A 16794-nucleotide genomic window follows, 5' to 3' on the forward strand; every position below is an offset into this window, starting at 1 on the left:
TCAGCGAAAAAACCGGCGGCATGCATAGCCGCCGGCATTTGTATCAACCCTTCAGCGCTTGCTTATGCGCTTCAGCCATCTCGCCCATGCTGTTGAAGCGGAAATCGATGTTTGGCATACGGGACGGAACGTGAGTGGCGCCGTAGCCTTCTTTACCGTGACGACGATAGATCCAAGCCGAAACTAGACCTGCGTCGTTGGCTGGGATGTGGTCGTGATAAAGGCTTTCTGCGGTGTGCAGAATATCGCCCTTCTCGATGCCAGCTTTAGCCAGCGCATCGATCATGAAGGTAAAGTTGTTTGGGTTTGGTTTGTACGAACCCACATCCTGAGCGGTGATAATGTGGTCGAACTCTACACCCAGCTTGGCATTGCTCAGTTTGAACTCGTTGCGGTCGATGTTGGACAGGATGACCAGCTTGTAGTGGTTCTTAAGATACTGCAAAGCTTCCACCGTATCCGGGAATGCAGGCCAGTTCTTCACGGAGGTGCCAAACTCTTCGCGCTCAGCAGCGTCGGGCTTCAAGCCCCATTCTTTGGCGATGCGATCATATACAGCGCGCAGAATGTCCTGATAAAGAGCATCAGGGGTTTCGGTTTGCTGAGGCGACTCGTTACGACCAAACACTTCCAGCAGCTCGTCAGAAATGAAGGACTTGCCAGTACGCTTGGCCAGTGGTTGAAGGGCGTTGACGATGCCGGTCTCCCAGTCGATCAGGGTGCCGTAGCAGTCGAAGGTCAGCGCTTTGAAGTCGGTCAGTTGCATCTTGATATCCTACTTTAGGTTTACTTGTTTTGAGCCAGCCGCTGTATCGCAGCACAGCGGCTAGAGGGTTAAAAAATCTTGCTGCCGAGTGGAACAGAGCGCTCTGTGGTCAGGTAAACAACCTCACCAGGCTCACGATCAACACCCAACATCAATACTTCGGAGGTAAAGCCAGCAATCTTCCTTGAGCCCAGATTGACAGCGCAAACAACCTGCTTACCGATAAGCTCTTCAGGGCTGTAGAGCTTGGTGTACTGCGCGCTGGTGGTTTTCTCGCCCAACTCACCAAAATTGATCCAGAACTTATAAGCTGGCTTGTTTGCTTTTTCATTGAGCTCCACTCGCACGACCTCGCCGATACGAATGTCAACTTCACTGAACGCTTCAAACGGGGACATAACCACTCCAGAGTTATTGCGATGTAAATCGATAAACGTCAGCCTTATGCTCCGGCGGTAACCATCGCTCGCTCGAACATGCCCAGGGCTTCAGCCACATCCTGCTCAGAAATGACCAGTGGGCAGATGAAGCGTACAACGTTGCGGTAGACACCACATTTGATCACCAGCAACCCCTCTTCACGGGCAGCATCGATGATCCGTTGCGCCAGAGCGGGATCTGGCTCTTTTGACTCACGATCAGAAACGAACTCAACGGCTGCCATTGCGCCAATCGCACGCACGTGACCGATGCCTTTGAAGCGGCCTTCTAGGGATTTGAAGCCTTCCAGAAGCTGGGCTCCGATCGCGCGGCTGCGCTCTGTCAGGTTCTCCGATTCGAAGATTTTGATGACCTCTAACGCAGCAGCGCAACCGAGCGGATTGCCACCATATGTGCCACCCAAACCACCTGGCTGTGGGGCATCCATGATTGCGGCACGACCCACGACACCAGAGATCGGCAGACCGCCGGCCATACTCTTGGCAACAGTTACCAAGTCAGGCTGGATGCCGGAGTGCTCGAAGCCGAACATCTTACCGGTACGACCAAAGCCGGTCTGAATTTCGTCACAGATCAGAACGATGCCCAGCTCTTGAGTTTTTTTGCGCAGAGCACGCATGAACTCGACCGGAGCGGCGATAAACCCACCATCACCTTGGACGGGCTCAATGATGATTGCAGCGACGCGATCAGCAGCGATTTGAGTGTCAAATACCTCCTGCAGAGCGGCCAGGGCTTTCTCTGTGGTCACACCACGGTACTCGTTCGGATACGGCGTATGGTAGATATCCGGGGCGTATGGGCCGAAATTCTGGCGGTAAGGCTGGCTCATGCCGGTCAGGGTCATACCCATCAAGGTACGACCGTGGAAACCGCCACGGAATGCAATCACACCCGGACGATTCGTATGGCCACGCGCGATCTTAATGGCATTCTCAACAGCTTCGGCACCGGTAGTCAGGAATACTGACTTGTAGTGTTCCGAGCCACCAACAAGATTGTTCAGCTTCGCGGCGAGGTCGGTGTATTGGTTGTAAGCGGCTACCTGGAAGCAGATGTGCGAGAAGGTATCCAACTGCTTACGTACTGCTTCGACTACGCGTGGGTGGTTGTGGCCGACGTTCAGCACGCCGATACCACCAACGAAGTCCAAGTATTTCTTACCTTGGTCATCCCAGAGGTAAGCGCCTGCAGCGCGGCTCACGATGATCGGGTGAGCAACCGCAACACCATTGGATACGTGTTGTGCGCGAGGCGATACGGACATTTTTTGTTGAGAAGACATGGTATTCACCTTTGTGTGTCAGTGTGGCAATCGTAACTACGCCCTCGCACTCTAAATACGTGCGAAAGATAGGAAGATTGACTGATTTTTTCGTACTAAAAGTAGATACAGAAAAGTTGGGATTCAGGGCAGGAAAGACAGACAGCAACAATCCGAACCCAAATATTTTGCTGGCAACTGGTCAACCAAGAATGAGGGGGGGGGGGGGGCGCGAACCAACGCCCCCACCCCTTCTTGAAGAACCTAGATCTGATGGGGGTCAGCGATGGGTATTACTGACGAGACCCTGAGACCAATTCGCCGCATTGCTTCGGCGCTTGGTGTAAACACCAGTGGCAACGATCATGAGTGCCAGCACCGCCGTCGACGCCACCTCATAAGTGTGTTTGGGGAGAGTCAGCATCAGGCACAGTGCGGCAGCAATGAAAATGATCACAAGCCAGGTCAGCCAAGGGTAAAGCCACATCTTGAAGTCCAACTCCTGGCCGTTAGCTATCAACTGCTTGCGCATGCGCAACTGCGAAACTGCGATAACCAAGTAGACCAACAATGCAACAGCCCCCGAGGTTGCCAGTAGGAATGCAAAAACTTTCTCAGGGGCAAAGTAGTTAATGGCTGTAGTAACGAAGCCGATAGCCGTACTGGCCAAGACTGCCCTGCGCGGGACATTTGAGACAGTCGTAGCCTTGAGCGCTTTTGGCGCATCACCACGCTTGGCCAGGGAGAACATCATCCTAGAAGCGGTGTAGATGGCCGAGTTGAGACAGCTCGCTACAGCGACGAGAACCACGATATCGACGATCAGCTTGGCGTGGGGAATTTGCAGTAACTCCAACGCACGCTGGTACGAACCAACCACGGAGAGCTGGGCGTCGTTCCATGGCACGATGGAAACCACCATAAAGATGGAAACGATGTAGAAAATACCGATTCGCCAAATAACAGAGTTGGTAGCCCTGGCGATCTGCTGAGATGGGTTTTTCGATTCTGCTGCAGCGATCGTGACGATTTCGGTACCCATGAAGCTGAACATGGTAGTCAGCAAGGCACCAAGCACCGGCCCATAGCCATTCGGGGCGAAACCGCCATTTGCGTGCATGGTAGCTACGAAGCCCTCAACCTCCCGACCTGGCAGCCCTCCCACAAGAGCGACTGCAACCAAGATGATGAATGCCATGATGGCGATCACTTTCGACAACGCAAACCAGAACTCAAACTCGCCGTATTTAGCGACGCTGAAAAGATTTGAAATGGTCAGAAGCGCAGTGATCGCCAACGCGAACAACCAAGGTATCAATAACCGGGAACCATGTGTTCAAAATCGCAGCTGCTGCAATTGCCTCTAAGGGGATAACCAGAACCCAGAACCACCAATACAGCCAACCGATTGAGAATCCAGCCCATTGACCGATGGCTCTGTTCGCATAGGTGGAGAATGATCCGGTATCGGGAGATGCTACAGCCATTTCGCCGAGCATTCGCATCACCAGCACAACTAGAGTACCGGCTGCGATATACGAAAGAAGAACCGCCGGGCCAGCAGCAGCGATTGCATGACCAGAGCCAACAAACAAACCCGCCCCGATTACACCCGCAATCGAGAGCATAGTGACGTGGCGCTGTTTTAAACCAGTGGAAAGGTTTGATCCTTCAGCGATAGCTGAATGGACTGAATGAGATGTTTGGGACATCTTGAAAAGCCTCGAGTTATTATTAGGCAGGCGTACAACATCTGGATCTAACTACTCGGTTTCGCACGACCGGCAGGCCCATTCCATGGGACTTATAGGACTCATTGAACAGGAGGAGGACGATAGGAACTACCTACTCAACAAACGAATTCACGATCGTTTTTTTGGTCGACTGGTAGCACAAAGCCGTAATAGAGGACAAAATGATTAGACAGCTACTTTTTGCAGGATCCTTTTCTTGTGATCATCCAGCAATGTCAGCAGGAAAGAATCCAACAATGTAGTGCAGGCTCCACGACTACCTGCACTCAGCCCCACGATAGGAACCACCCCCATATCGGTCAACTCACACAAGACGCCTGCCAACTGCTGGCCTCTGAGCTCGTTGTGAAAAACTACCGCATCTACTAGAACTTGAGCTGACAATTCACCACCGTTGCTGCAACACTTCTCCCACTCAGCCATGAGTTTAGTCTGAGATACAACCATCGCAGCATAGCCTGCTCGATAGACCTCTCCTCCTAAACAGCCAGCACCAGCAGAACAACGCTCACCAATAGCGACGACAACGCTATTACCAGAACTCTTTAAACTAATAGCAGTTCTGGCCAGTTCAACTAGCTCAGACTGCACGACCCTGCCTTTTAGGTCAAAAAGAGTATTTTCAGACTGAGACACTAAATGCAGCCCGCATGAAGTTTTCGTAACACGCCTAGACACAAAGCCTCCCACGGGGCATCCAGCACTACAAGCGCCCCCCCGCATTTAATACTTTCTAAGAATTCTCGTCAGCGGCCAAAACATACATTTGAGCAGCCACTTGAAGCTTGAATTTGTCATCAGGGTTATCGAGCGAAATACTCAACATCGTCTCAATACGCTCTACCCTATAGCGCAACGTACTAATATGGATATCTAGCGCCTTGGAGGTATTCAATAATTGGAAGCCTTCCTTGGCCAACGTAAGGGCCGTTTCGATGAGCGCATTACCACGCTTAGGATTGCCCAGCGGCGCAATCATTTTCTCAACCAGCAAGCGTCGAGCATCCGAATCGCCCATAAGCGCCCTGGGAAATAGAACCTCATCAAAATCATGCAACTTACCTGGCTTGAGCAAAGGAAGAAGCGCAGATACATCCTCTGCACCATGAGCCATACCGATCACTCCCTGATGAGTTCGACTAACCGCCATTGCGCAGCCCTCGGTGCGCACAGCCCGCCATACCGAGTCGGGCGCAATTTCCGACGGCAACAAGAAGCTCACCTGGTTCAAAGACACAGACATAAGCGGCGCCACACCCATGCTCAGCATTGCTTGCGAGATTCGATCCGCAGTTCTTGAACGCCGAGTGAAACCCTCGATAGAAAGCGGAATCGGCTCATTCAAAAGCACCAGGCAAACCCTGTAATTTCTATTTTCGCTCCAACCCGAAGCTTGAGCTCGCTCGATAGCGCTAGGCGTGGCCGAAAATTTCCCCTCCAACAATCCCGCTACGAATGCGTAACCCAAGCGAGTTTCTTGATCAGACAGCTCTCGCTGATAGGTCAGGTGGAGAGCTGCAATAACTGCAGCATGCTCCAAGGCACGGGAGTCTAGCTCTCCAAACTCGCCCTCATCACTCTCCAGCCACACGACCCCAATCACCTCATCCCTCAACCGGATGGCTCCACCCAACCTAGGCTTCGTCACCCACTCCGAAACCACTTTAGGGGCATTGGACTCGAAAAATGCTGTGAGAGGCTCCATCTCGGTGAGTTTTTTAACAAGCAGTCGTTCGCGCGCTTCATCTGCGCTGGGATCGGACGCCCCCAATATCGTCCCGTCCACGGAAACGACGGTAGCCGATTTGTCGAGTGCAGCTTTCAAAGCCTTAGCTAGCCCCTCAAGGTTTTCCCCTCGAGGGCAGCTTCCGTCAATGTGCGATGGATGTGGTCAGAGCGCCGAATCGTCTCGGCCTGGATATTGATGATCCGTGCCAACACATCGTGCATGATGTCGCTGAACGGAATTTCCCAAGGCAATTCAAGCAGAGGTAGATTGCAGAGGTTGGCCTCTTCGATTGCCGCTTCAGTGAAATGCTCCCGAAAATGAGGAACTGCAAGAACGACTCCTGCCAAGCCGATCTGACTGAGGCGACGCACCATGCTTCGGCTTTCATCGTCATCAACCGGCCAGTTGTAACCGGTGGTCAACAGCAGCTCGCCTGGTTTCAACCAATTAGTGATCTCAGGGTGATCGACGATATGAACCCAAGTTATTTCGCGATCCATGGCATTTACCCCTGCAACAACAGAGGCTTCGCGCAACACAGTGTTTTCAATCGCAGTATCGAGCTTCATGACCAACCTACTCCACTCCATAAGTACCTACACGCTGGCATCCACTGACTGCCAGGACGCGGGCCCCAGCAGCCAAATGCATGAGAATGCCGTGCCTGGCGCGACTAGCCCAGAATTTTCGCGAGATACTCAGCCAAGTGCATGGCCTCTCGACCACTCACGTTTCGGATCTGACCCCGGCAGCTGAATCCATCTGCGACCACCGGAGTGTCCTGTGGGATCTTATCGATATGTGGCTTGAACTCTTTTTCACCGATGATCTTGGCTATCGGAGCCGTTTTGCTGTGGTAGGCGTAGGCTCCAGCAACACCACAGCAACCGGAATTGATCACCTGACCTTTACCACCGAGCTTCTCCAGGACGCCTTGCTCGCCCTCCATGCCACCACAAGACTTCTGATGACAATGACCATGAATCCGGACATCTTCATCAATGAGAGGCAATTGCAAGCCACGACTCTTAATGAACTCACTAAGGGTCATGATCGACTTCTCGAGTTGCTTTGCACGCTGGTCTGTCGGGAACAAGCTTGGCATTTCGTCTCGGAATACGGAAAGACAGCTTGGCTCCAGAACAATGACAGGCATCCGCTCCTCCAATACTGGCTCTAACTGAGTGAGTATCTGCTCCAGATTGGCCTTCGCCTGATCAATCATCCCTACGTCGTAGTAAGGACGGCCACAGCACACATGACGCTTCATCAGCTTCACATTGAAGCCGAGAGTTTCTAGGACAGTCACACCCGCCTCTAACACCTTAGGCGTGAATCCGTTATTGAAGCTATCTACCCACAACAGCACTTCAGTGCCTGTACGCTGGCCTTCGTTTTTCAGGATTCGTTTGGCTGTGACACTACTGCGAAAGCTCTTCGCCGCGATCTTTGGAAACTTGGCGTAGCGCGCCAAGCCGAAATATGAACCTGCTGTGCGAACCAGCGGGTTACCCATGGCGTAATTGAGAACAGGTGAAAACTTGGTGGCATGAGGCAGCCATTCACCAATTCGGCCAATCATCGCATCCATGACCGGGCGACGCTTCTCGCTGTAGTAACGATTGAGAAATTCGGTTTTATATCGCGCGATGTTCACATTGGTAGGGCAGTCGGTCTTGCAACCTTTACAGCTCAAGCACAAATCAAGCGAGTCTTTGACCTCTTCGTTCTGCCAGCCATCTTCAATCACCTCACCCTTTAGTAGTTCGAAGAACAGACGAGCACGACCTCGCGTTGAGTATTTTTCCTCGCGTGTAGCCCTAAAACTCGGGCACATGGTTCCACCATCCAGCGAGCGGCACTTACCCATTCCAATGCAGCGCTCGGATTCACGAGCCAGACCTTTGTCGCCGAGACGAGGGTCATATGTGAACTGGCTTGGGATTTCTCGACGCTTGTAATCTAGGCCCAAACGGAGATTGGCATCGACAGGCATTGCATGGATCAGCTTGCCTGGGTTCATTTTGTTGAGCGGATCCCAGATAGCCTTGAACTCGGCAAAGGCATTCATTATCTCGTCGGAGTACATGATGCGCAGGTACTCACCCTTTGCCTGGCCATCGCCGTGCTCCCCGGACAAAGAACCGCCGTAACGGACAACCAAGTGTGCAGCCTCGTCGAGAAACGCCCGCCAGTTGTCTAGGCCATCTTGAGACTTCAAATCGAAGGTGATCCGAGAGTGGATGCAGCCATCGCCGAAGTGACCGTAGAGATTCGTTTTGTAGCCATAGCTGCTAACCAGGCTCTTGAACTCGCGCAGGTACTTACCCAAGTGCTCTGGCTCAACCGCCGCATCTTCCCAACCCACGACAGGATCAGGTTCGTTGGGATCCAACCCCAGGGAAGTAGCCGAAGCCCCGGTCTCACGAATTGTCCAAATCCGGTTCATCAAGCCGGCATCAGTAACAAGCCGGACGCTTGGACGCCCTGGCAGCTCTGGCGCTATATCGACGGCTTTCTGAGCGAAAGCGATTGCGTCTTCGGTTGAGAGCGCTCCGAACTCAATCATCAACCAGGCATTGCCAGAAGGCAGCTCAGCAATGTCAGCGAGCTTCATACCGCGCTCTTTGAGCCCCTCGATAATGCCGTCGTCCAGACCCTCCATGGCGATAGGATTGAGCGGTAGCAATTGAGGTACCGAATCGGCAGCGTAGTAGATCTCCTCGTAACCCAATACCAAAAGGACACGGTGAGTCGGATTTTTCACCAAGAGGGTTTCGGCCTGGAGAACTGTCACGCAGGTACCCTCCACACCTACCAGTGCTCGGGCAATATTGAAGCCATTCTCCGGCAACAACTGATCCAGGTTATAGCCCGAGACTCGACGCTTTAGCTTAGGGAAGCCTTGACGAATTTGCTCCTCGTTCCGATCTACCAATTCTTTGAGAGAACGAACGATTTCAGCGCGACGGCCACCAGCACTAATATGATCCTGATACGCCACTTCATCGGTGGGCCCGACCCAAAAACGCTCACCGTCGTATGTGAGAATTTCCAGCCGCTCCACGTTCTCTACCGTCTTGCCAGCCATTACCGAGTGAGCGCCGCAGGAGTTGTTCCCAATCATACCGCCAAGGGTACAACGGCTATGAGTCGCCGGATCCGGGCCGAAGGTCAAGCCCACCTTTGCTGCTTCGCCTTTCAGTTGATCGCAAATAACGCCTGGCTCAACCCTAGCCAGGCGTCGGCCCGGATCGATCTCATGAATTGCATTCAGATATTTCGAAGCATCAATAACAACCGCAGCGTTGACGGCTTGGCCACACATCGAGGTACCAGCACCACGAGGAAGAATCGGAATCCCAGAATCCCTGCAAACTCGCACAGTGGCGACGATGTCGTCGATGCTTCTAGGGATCACGATACCGATTGGCAGTTGACGGTAGTTCGATGCCTCAGAGGCGTAGATCGCACGAGTCGCTGCGTCGAACCTCACCTCCGCCGATGTTTCAGCCTCCAGCTTGGAGCGGAGACTCATGAGGACATTGAGGTCGAACGGGATAGGATTATTTTTTGTCATTTGGAAAAGCCTGGTCTCGATCAGCAGCACGGGAACACAACGTGAAGCCCTACGCGGATGACCCGAGGTAGAGCGACGGAGGTTAGGTACTGTAAGCCGAGAAAGCGCGCAGCTCTACCAACTCAAAACAGGATAAAGTAATCATTTTATCATTCTCAAAATAGGAATTAAGAAAAGATAAAATTGAGATGAGATCACCCAATACACTGCAAAAACGCCGGGTATCGCGTAAGCGATCCCAGCGCTTCATCAATCAGCGACGATCAGGCTGTCGATAACCGAGCATTACACCTAGAAGACTGAACGCTGCCGCGATCATCACATAGAAAGCTGGAGCAGTAACCGAGCCGGTAACACTGATGAGCCAGGTGAGGATCAAAGAAGCGAACCCACCAAAAGTCATCACTGCAAGGTTGTAGGCCAAGGACAGGCCCGTTGAAAGCACCTTGGTGGGAAAGGTCTCCGAAAGCGCAGCCAGTATCGGGCCAGTGTAAACAGCAATCAGAACACCAAACACCGCTTGGAAGATGCAGAGTGTGTAAAGCGAGGGCGAACTGGCGATCATATTGAACATCGGCCAAGCCACAAGAAGTATCACCGCCGAGGCTCCAGCTAGCAGGTACTTCCGACCGACCTTGTCAGAAATGTAACCAGTGATTGGAGAGCAGAACGCAATTACGCCACCGCCCACCATAGCGGCAATGAAGGATGCAGACTGAGGAAGCTTGAGCACCTTCACGGAGTAGGTTGGCATATAAAACAGAATGACATAGATGCACACCGTCCAAAGAACGATCATGGCGAAGCTAGCGACCGCCTGCCGTGGGTACTCGCGAAGGACGTCTCGCAGCGGCGTCTCAGTCAGTTCGGAAGACTCCTCAAACACCGGTGACTCATGCAGGTTGCGGCGAATGAAGAATCCGATAGGGCCAATCAGGATGCCGAACAGGAATGGAATTCGCCAACCCCAGCTCTCAACGTCCTCCGGACTCAAACCAAGTGTAATGCCGGTACCGAAACAAGCACCGAGCAGAACTGCAAAGCCGATACTCGTCTGGATCCAGCTTGAGTAATAAGCCTTCTTTCCTTCAGGCGCTTGTTCAGTCAAATAGGCCGTGGCGGCACCCATCTCACCACCCGCAGAGATACCCTGGAGAAGCCGCGCAAATACGATGACACATGGAGCGAGCATACCTGCCTGCTCATAGGTTGGAGCCAAGCCGATCAGAGCCGTACCAGCCCCCATCAAGATGATGGTGAGAGACAACGCCCCCTTTCGGCCATAACGATCAGAGTAGATACCGATCAGCACACCACCTACAGGCCGCACCAAAAAACCCACACCAAAGGTTGCCGCCGAAAGCATCAGAGACGTCAAGTCATCTCCAGTAGGAAAAATAGCTTCCCGATGATAATGGCAAAAAAGCCATACACCATGAAGTCAAACCACTCGAATCCATTCCCAAGAACAGTGGCGATGATAGCTTTGCGCCGCATTGCGCTCGTATCCACTGCACGACCAACTTCCAAACTAATTGCACTCATTTTCAGATCCCCTCGAGCCTTCTGTGAAAGCCGCGCCTTTTGTCGTTGTTGTAGGGTTCGTCAATTGAGCGCCTGAGAACGACGCGCTTCTACCGCACAAAAATAGGAATTTAAGGCAAATAAATCCTATTTCGAGCACTTCAACCTATTTCGAGTCGGAATTTAAAAGTCTTAGATTCGACTCCAGCCACTAAGAAACGCGGGCGCTTCAGGGATAGGATGAATGTAAGGGCAAACCATCCAGCCGTACATCCAAGCCGCGCCACCAGATGGCTGAGATAGACCCTGTAGAGCCTGAGCAAAGGTCACAAAGACCACCCGATTCAGGCCGACTTTCTTACTGCCCATCTGCCTAGGGTGTTGTGGTAATCCCACCCCCTGAGTGGCTCAACATCAGCATCTAAAATGCTGTGAGCCCATCATGTTCAACTCCAACAGACCAGCCGCAAAGCCGTCGCTGGTCGGTAATTAAAACAACAGGAGGCTATGTGAAGACGAGCTCTGCTACTTCAATTGAGGTAGGCGAAGAAATGGTCACCGGTTTCGCCAAGAAAGGCCTTGGCCAAGTCAAACCCTCCACCAGCAATGATCGCGGCAATGGGCCACACTCCCGCCTGGTGCTTCGAGGCATCACTGTCATTGACGGTACCGGCGCCCCACCTTGGGGGCCCGCCGATATCGTTATAGAAAATGGCCTCATCACTGAAATTGCAGCGGTTGGCGTCCCCGGGCTTCCGATAAACCCCGCTCGCCGCCCCGCGAACGGCTCTCGCGAGATCGACTGCCATGGCAAGTTCGCTACGCCAGGCTTCATTGATTGTCACGCTCACGTCGGCACGCCCTTTCACGCAGAAAGCGGTGAGATGCTTCCAGCCGATTACGTATACAAGCTCTGGCTGGCCCATGGGGTCACCTCCGTGCGAGAGGCCGGCTGCATGAACGGGCTCGCCTGGACATGCGAGCAGCAACGTGCGTCAGCCGATCACGCCATAGGAGCGCCTAATCTCTACCCGTACGTCTACTTCCCTGCTGTGAATGATTACCTAAAGGTGATCTACAGCCCAGAGCAAGGACGTGAATGGTTGCGTCAGGTGCGCGAGAAAGGCGCCTGTGGTGTGAAATTTTTTGGCTCTCCACCGGCCATTATGGAAGCCGCTTTGGACGAGTGCCGAAACCTCGGTCTCAAAACCTGTTGCCACCATGCCCAGCTTTCAGTCGGACGCATGAACGCGCTCAAAACAGCCAAGTGGGGGCTGACCAGTACAGAGCACTCCTACGGCCTCCCAGAAGCACTAATGGAAGGCAGTACCCTCCAGTTCATTGATGACGACTACAACTACAACGACGAGTACATCCGCTTCGCCACTGCCGGCAGAACATTCCTGCAGGCGACAAAACCAGGTAGCCAGAAGTGGAATGAGGTACTCGAAGCATTCCTTGAGGTAGGCCACACCTTTGTTCCGACGATGAATGTCTACGACAGTAACCGTGACGTAATGCGAGCTCGTCGTGCTGACTGGCATCAGGAGTACACCGACAGCACCTCCTGGAACTACTTCCAGCCTCAACGAGGTGGTCACGGCGCCTACTTCTTTCGCTGGTCAACCAAGAATGAAGTGGAGTGGAAGGAAAGTTTCAGGATCTGGATGCAGTTTTTGAATGAGTACAAAAATCGAGGGGGCCGGGTATGCCCTGGTAGCGATTCCGGATTCATGTTCCAAGTCTATGGCTTCGGCTACGTACGTGAGCTTGAGCTTCTTCAGGAGGCAGGGTTCACACCACAGGAGGTGCTGCGTGCTGCCACCCTGCAAGGGGCCGAACTGCTTGGTATTGAGCACAAGACTGGCACCCTGGAGGTCGGAAAAGAGGCCGACATTCTTATTCACAACCAGAACCCCCTGTCGGACTTTAAGCTGCTTTACGGGACTGGTGCAGTGCGACTCAACGATGACACCAACGTAGCCGAACGTAAGCGCTGCCTTGATTACACCATCAAGGGCGGCGTCATTTTTGATACTGAGGAACTGCTCGCCGATGTCCGCGAGATGGTTGACGAAACTTGGAACGGCGAACAAAAGCCATCGATGTAGGAGACAGATATGATTTCTCCCTCAAAGGGTATCGACTTCTTCATCTTGACTGGCCCGCTGGGCAGCGGCAAAACAACCCTGCTGGAACAGCTCCTTTACTCAGTAGAAGACAGCACCGGCACAGCAGTAATTGTTAATGAGGCCGGCGCCGTCAACATCGACGGCGCGGTACTCTTCGATTCGACCGATGGGCTGGTTATCGAAACACTCAGCAATGGATGCGTCTGCTGCAGCCTTAGCAATGATTTGGTCAGAACAGTGCAACATCTAATCGAATCTAGGGCGCGGATGGATTTACCTCCATTTGAACGAATCATCCTGGAATGCAGCGGGCTGTCCATGCCAGGTGAAGTAGTGCGTTCTCTGGCTGGCTTAGCCCACCTGCAGATGGCCGTTTCGATCATCTGCACCTACGACTGCACCAGGCCCTCCCTACTAAGCTCCCAATTTGATGCGGCGGCAGCTCAACTTAGTGCAGCTCAAACCGTAGTGCTCACCAAGATCGATTCAGCGTCACAGTCGGAACTGTGCGCTGCAATGGCAACAGCGGAGCGAATCAACCCGTTCGCAACAATTGTCGAAGAAACATCGCAGGCCAAAAGGAGCCATCAAGCCTTTCTAAACGCGGCCCTTCGCCCACTTGATCACACCCTCCCCCACCGTAAGCTTGTTCAAGCCATCGCTCACCCTCGCATACACGTATATCAAGCTCAGCTAAATGAGCCAGACCTGGGCGATGCCATCGACTGGCTTGAAAATGTCACGGGCTGTCTCGGGGAGAAACTGCTGAGAAGCAAAGCGCTAATCTGTACACCAGAGAGGGATTTGCTGATGCAGACAGTCGGCACAGCTTTTTCCGCTCCACGGCTACTTCGCAAAAAGTCTGGAGGTCGATCCGTGGCTATCTTCATCACCCAAGACTGCGAATTGCATGAGCTGACAAGGATTCCGTCCAGCCTTTCTATAAAGTGGGAGCAAGAAGCCAGCTGAACAATGAAGGAGCGTTGGCGGAGATCTCGAAGCCGTAGATCCTCCCCCTTATCTCCCAAGTCGCCTTCTCACTCATTGCCTCATGCGCTCAGCACAAAACTAAGTATCCATTCAGCGAATCCTGAATTGGAAAAATTCCTATGAGAAGCTGGAATTGCTCTCGACAAAAACCTATCCCAGGTAGATGGAATGCTGCGCTGTTCGCAGATAGGATTTGACCAAAGTGAGCGCTAATTGATCAACCTCGGTTATGACATGAATCTTCAATACATATGAATGCTGAGGGTTCTGCCCGCGCTAAATGCGAGCAGCGTGATCATTTACGCAAACTTTCAACTAAAAAAACGCCCATCCCCACCTAATCTAAGGACACCTTGTTCGAAAACTCAAAAACAATAAAAACAGCCAAAAAACCAAAGCTCTCATAACTCAAAAACTGCCAACACGAACCAGAGCAGCTACACACTTAAACACTCAAAAAGTTTAATTTATTCCTGCTGCCTGGATAAGCTTAAAAAGCAAATAATAAAGAGGCACGAGCATGAAAATGATCTTTAAGGCATCAATCCCCCTTTCCGCCGCTATTTCCATGGCGCTTTCGATGACAGCGATGGCCGACATTAAGATCGGTGTCGGCGCACCGCTGACTGGCCCTAACGCTGCTTTCGGTGAACAAATATGGCGTGGTGCCGAGCAAGCCGCAAAAGATATCAATGCCAAGGGCGGAATTAACGGTCAGAAGATCGTCTTGGTCAAAGGCGATGACGCATGTGAACCCAAGCAAGCAGTATCCGCTGCGAACCAGATGGTCGACGCAGAGAAGGTTGTAGCAGTCATCGGCCACTACTGCTCCTCCTCGACCATTCCCGCCTCCGAAATCTACGATGAAGCGGAGATCGTCACTATTACTCCAGCCTCCTCCGCGCCGATTATCACTGAACGTGGCTTGGTAGGTATGTTCCGCATGGCCGGGCGCGACGATCAGCAAGGTCAGGTAGCAGCTGATTACATCGCGAAGAACCTCAAAGCCAAAACTGTTGCGGTCATACACGACAAGGACACCTTCGGCCAGGGTGTTGCGGACACAACGAAGACTTCCCTCAAGGCGGAAGGGGTCGAGACGGTGCTTTACGAGGGACTGACCCGAGGCGAAAAGGACTTCAACGCCGTCGTGACCAAGATTCGATCTTCTAAAGCTGAAGTCGTTTACTTCGGGGGTGTCACCCTGAAGCCGGCCCTCTGGTTCGTCAAATGCGTGAGCAGGGTCTCACTATTCCCTTCGTAACCACCGACTGCACCGTGACCGATCAATTGGTTACTACCGCAGGTGGCAAAAAATACACTGACGGCGTGCTGATGACCTTCTATCCAGACCCAAGGAATCTGGATACCGGCAAGGCGGTGGTCAAGGAGTTCCGGGATGTTGGGTATGAGCCCGAAAGCTACACCCTCTTCTCCTACGCATCTCTGCAAGCATTGGCCGCAGCCTTCAGCGCAACAGGTGGCACAGATGGCAAAAAAGCCAGCGAGTGGCTCAAGTCACATACGGTCGACACTGTCCTTGGCAACAAAAGCTGGAACGACAAAGGTGATCTAAAAGAGTCTCCCTATGTGATGTACAAATGGGATGCAGACGGAAAGTTCAGCCAACTATAACTTTTCCTGAGTACCGTGCAGGCTGATTCCAGTCTGCACTTCTACCGCCCGTTTGGGGGATTTCCTTGTGGACACATTTATTCAACAGCTAGTCAATGGACTAACGCTGGGCTCGGTCTATGGACTGATCGCCATTGGCTACACAATGGTTTACGGCATCATCGGCATGATCAACTTCGCTCATGGCGAAGTTTATATGGTCTCTGCTTACCTGGCCGCGATTTCGATTGCAGTGCTCACGTTCTTCGGCATTGACTCCTTCCCTCTGATAATTTTGGGCACTTTAATATTCACGATCGTAGTAACCGGAGTTTATGGTTTCGCAATTGAGCGAATTGCGTACAAACCTCTCCGAAACTCAACCCGTCTTGCTCCTCTAATCTCGGCTATTGGCATTTCACTCATACTTCAGAACTATGTACAAATCAGTCAGGGTGCGAGGCAGCAAGGTATTCCAACCATGCTCGAAGGAACGCTACGTTTCTCGGTTGGAGAAGGCTTCGTAATGATCACCCATACAAAGCTGTTCATTTTGGCAGCAGCAGTGATAGGTATGCTTGCCTTGACCTTCGTGATCAAAAATACCCGTCTCGGCAGAATGTGCCGCGCCACACAACAAGATCGAAAAATGGCGCAAATCTTGGGCATCAACACTGATCGCATCATCTCTTATGTCTTCGTGATCGGCGCGTCTATGGGCGCCCTAGCAGGGGTGCTCATCACCCTCAACTACGGAACCTTCGACTTCTACGCAGGCTTCATCATCGGTATCAAGGCCTTCACTGCAGCAGTCCTCGGCGGCATCGGTTCGTTGCCCGGCGCCATGCTTGGTGGGTTGATTTTGGGTGTTGCTGAAGCTCAGTTCTCAGGTGTCGTTAACTCAGACTACAAAGATGTCTTTAGCTTCTCCCTACTCGTGCTGATCCTCATTTTCCGCCCCCAAGGACTCCTTGGCCGACCTCAAGTAACCAAGGTATGA

11 protein-coding genes and 3 pseudogenes are annotated in these 16794 nt (G+C 52.5%); 4 read left to right on the plus strand and 10 right to left on the minus strand.

The features are described 5' to 3' along the window. Nucleotides 1-43 precede the first annotated feature (43 nt). The 10 genes and pseudogenes from LRS56_18000 to LRS56_18045 all read right to left on the minus strand — a co-directional run bounded on the left by LRS56_18000 (nt 44) and on the right by LRS56_18045 (nt 11984). Nucleotides 44-766: a haloacid dehalogenase type II gene (locus LRS56_18000; protein ID WDU60758.1), complete on the minus strand. Its 723-nt coding sequence runs from the start codon at nt 764-766 to the stop codon at nt 44-46. Between the two features lie 68 nt (nt 767-834). Further along, nucleotides 835-1164: a tRNA-binding protein gene (locus tag LRS56_18005; GenBank protein ID WDU60759.1), complete on the minus strand. Its 330-nt coding sequence runs from the start codon at nt 1162-1164 to the stop codon at nt 835-837. A 44-nt stretch (nt 1165-1208) separates the two neighbouring features. Continuing rightward, a complete protein-coding gene (gene gabT, locus LRS56_18010) occupies nt 1209-2492 on the minus strand; it encodes a 4-aminobutyrate--2-oxoglutarate transaminase (GenBank protein WDU60760.1) in 1284 nt (427 codons plus the stop codon). Nucleotides 2493-2751: 259 nt separating this feature from the next. Further along, nucleotides 2752-4183 (minus strand): annotated as a pseudogene (gabP, locus tag LRS56_18015) (GABA permease). 207 nt (nt 4184-4390) lie between these two features. Next, nucleotides 4391-4861, minus strand: a complete 471-nt coding sequence (locus LRS56_18020; protein WDU60761.1) for a hypothetical protein — start codon at nt 4859-4861, stop codon at nt 4391-4393. A gap of 97 nt (nt 4862-4958) precedes the next feature. Then, a complete protein-coding gene (locus LRS56_18025) occupies nt 4959-6050 on the minus strand; it encodes a helix-turn-helix domain-containing protein (GenBank protein WDU60762.1) in 1092 nt (363 codons plus the stop codon). An 8-nt stretch (nt 6051-6058) separates the two neighbouring features. Then, a complete protein-coding gene (locus LRS56_18030) occupies nt 6059-6523 on the minus strand; it encodes a PucR family transcriptional regulator ligand-binding domain-containing protein (GenBank protein ID WDU60763.1) in 465 nt (154 codons plus the stop codon). A 104-nt stretch (nt 6524-6627) separates the two neighbouring features. Continuing rightward, the gene (locus LRS56_18035; protein WDU65773.1) at nt 6628-9534 is read right to left on the minus strand and encodes an FAD-binding and (Fe-S)-binding domain-containing protein; all 2907 of its coding nucleotides are present in this window, start codon (nt 9532-9534) and stop codon (nt 6628-6630) included. Nucleotides 9535-9787: 253 nt separating this feature from the next. Continuing rightward, a pseudogene (locus LRS56_18040) lies at nt 9788-11031 on the minus strand (MFS transporter). A gap of 557 nt (nt 11032-11588) precedes the next feature. Next, nucleotides 11589-11984: a hypothetical protein gene (locus tag LRS56_18045; protein ID WDU60764.1), complete on the minus strand. Its 396-nt coding sequence runs from the start codon at nt 11982-11984 to the stop codon at nt 11589-11591. A gap of 30 nt (nt 11985-12014) precedes the next feature. Here LRS56_18045 and LRS56_18050 point away from each other — a divergent pair, with 30 nt between their 5' ends. From LRS56_18050 to LRS56_18065, 4 genes and pseudogenes are all read left to right on the plus strand, one after another. Then, nucleotides 12015-13169 (plus strand): amidohydrolase family protein, encoded by a 1155-nt coding sequence (locus tag LRS56_18050; protein WDU60765.1) that lies wholly within the window; start codon nt 12015-12017, stop codon nt 13167-13169. Between the two features lie 9 nt (nt 13170-13178). Then, the gene (locus tag LRS56_18055; GenBank protein WDU60766.1) at nt 13179-14159 is read left to right on the plus strand and encodes a hypothetical protein; all 981 of its coding nucleotides are present in this window, start codon (nt 13179-13181) and stop codon (nt 14157-14159) included. 541 nt (nt 14160-14700) lie between these two features. Continuing rightward, nucleotides 14701-15815: pseudogene (locus LRS56_18060) on the plus strand (branched-chain amino acid ABC transporter substrate-binding protein). A 52-nt stretch (nt 15816-15867) separates the two neighbouring features. Continuing rightward, nucleotides 15868-16794: a branched-chain amino acid ABC transporter permease LivH gene (locus tag LRS56_18065; protein ID WDU60767.1), complete on the plus strand. Its 927-nt coding sequence runs from the start codon at nt 15868-15870 to the stop codon at nt 16792-16794.

The organism is Pseudomonas poae (assembly GCA_028869255.1).
GTDB lineage: Bacteria > Pseudomonadota > Gammaproteobacteria > Pseudomonadales > Pseudomonadaceae > Aquipseudomonas > Aquipseudomonas poae_C.

What these genes read in the sequence shown, in the direction of transcription:
- LRS56_18000 (WDU60758.1), bottom strand. Translation starts at nt 766, where the DNA reads ATGCAACTGACCGACTTCAAAGCGCTGACCTTCGACTGCTACGGCACC.
- LRS56_18050 (WDU60765.1), top strand. Translation starts at nt 12,015, where the DNA reads ATGAACGGGCTCGCCTGGACATGCGAGCAGCAACGTGCGTCAGCCGAT.
- LRS56_18035 (WDU65773.1), bottom strand. Translation starts at nt 9,534, where the DNA reads ATGACAAAAAATAATCCTATCCCGTTCGACCTCAATGTCCTCATGAGT.
- LRS56_18030 (WDU60763.1), bottom strand. Translation starts at nt 6,523, where the DNA reads ATGAAGCTCGATACTGCGATTGAAAACACTGTGTTGCGCGAAGCCTCT.
- LRS56_18045 (WDU60764.1), bottom strand. Translation starts at nt 11,984, where the DNA reads ATGGGCCAGCCAGAGCTTGTATACGTAATCGGCTGGAAGCATCTCACC.
- gabT (WDU60760.1), bottom strand. Translation starts at nt 2,492, where the DNA reads ATGTCTTCTCAACAAAAAATGTCCGTATCGCCTCGCGCACAACACGTA.
- LRS56_18055 (WDU60766.1), top strand. Translation starts at nt 13,179, where the DNA reads ATGATTTCTCCCTCAAAGGGTATCGACTTCTTCATCTTGACTGGCCCG.
- LRS56_18005 (WDU60759.1), bottom strand. Translation starts at nt 1,164, where the DNA reads ATGTCCCCGTTTGAAGCGTTCAGTGAAGTTGACATTCGTATCGGCGAG.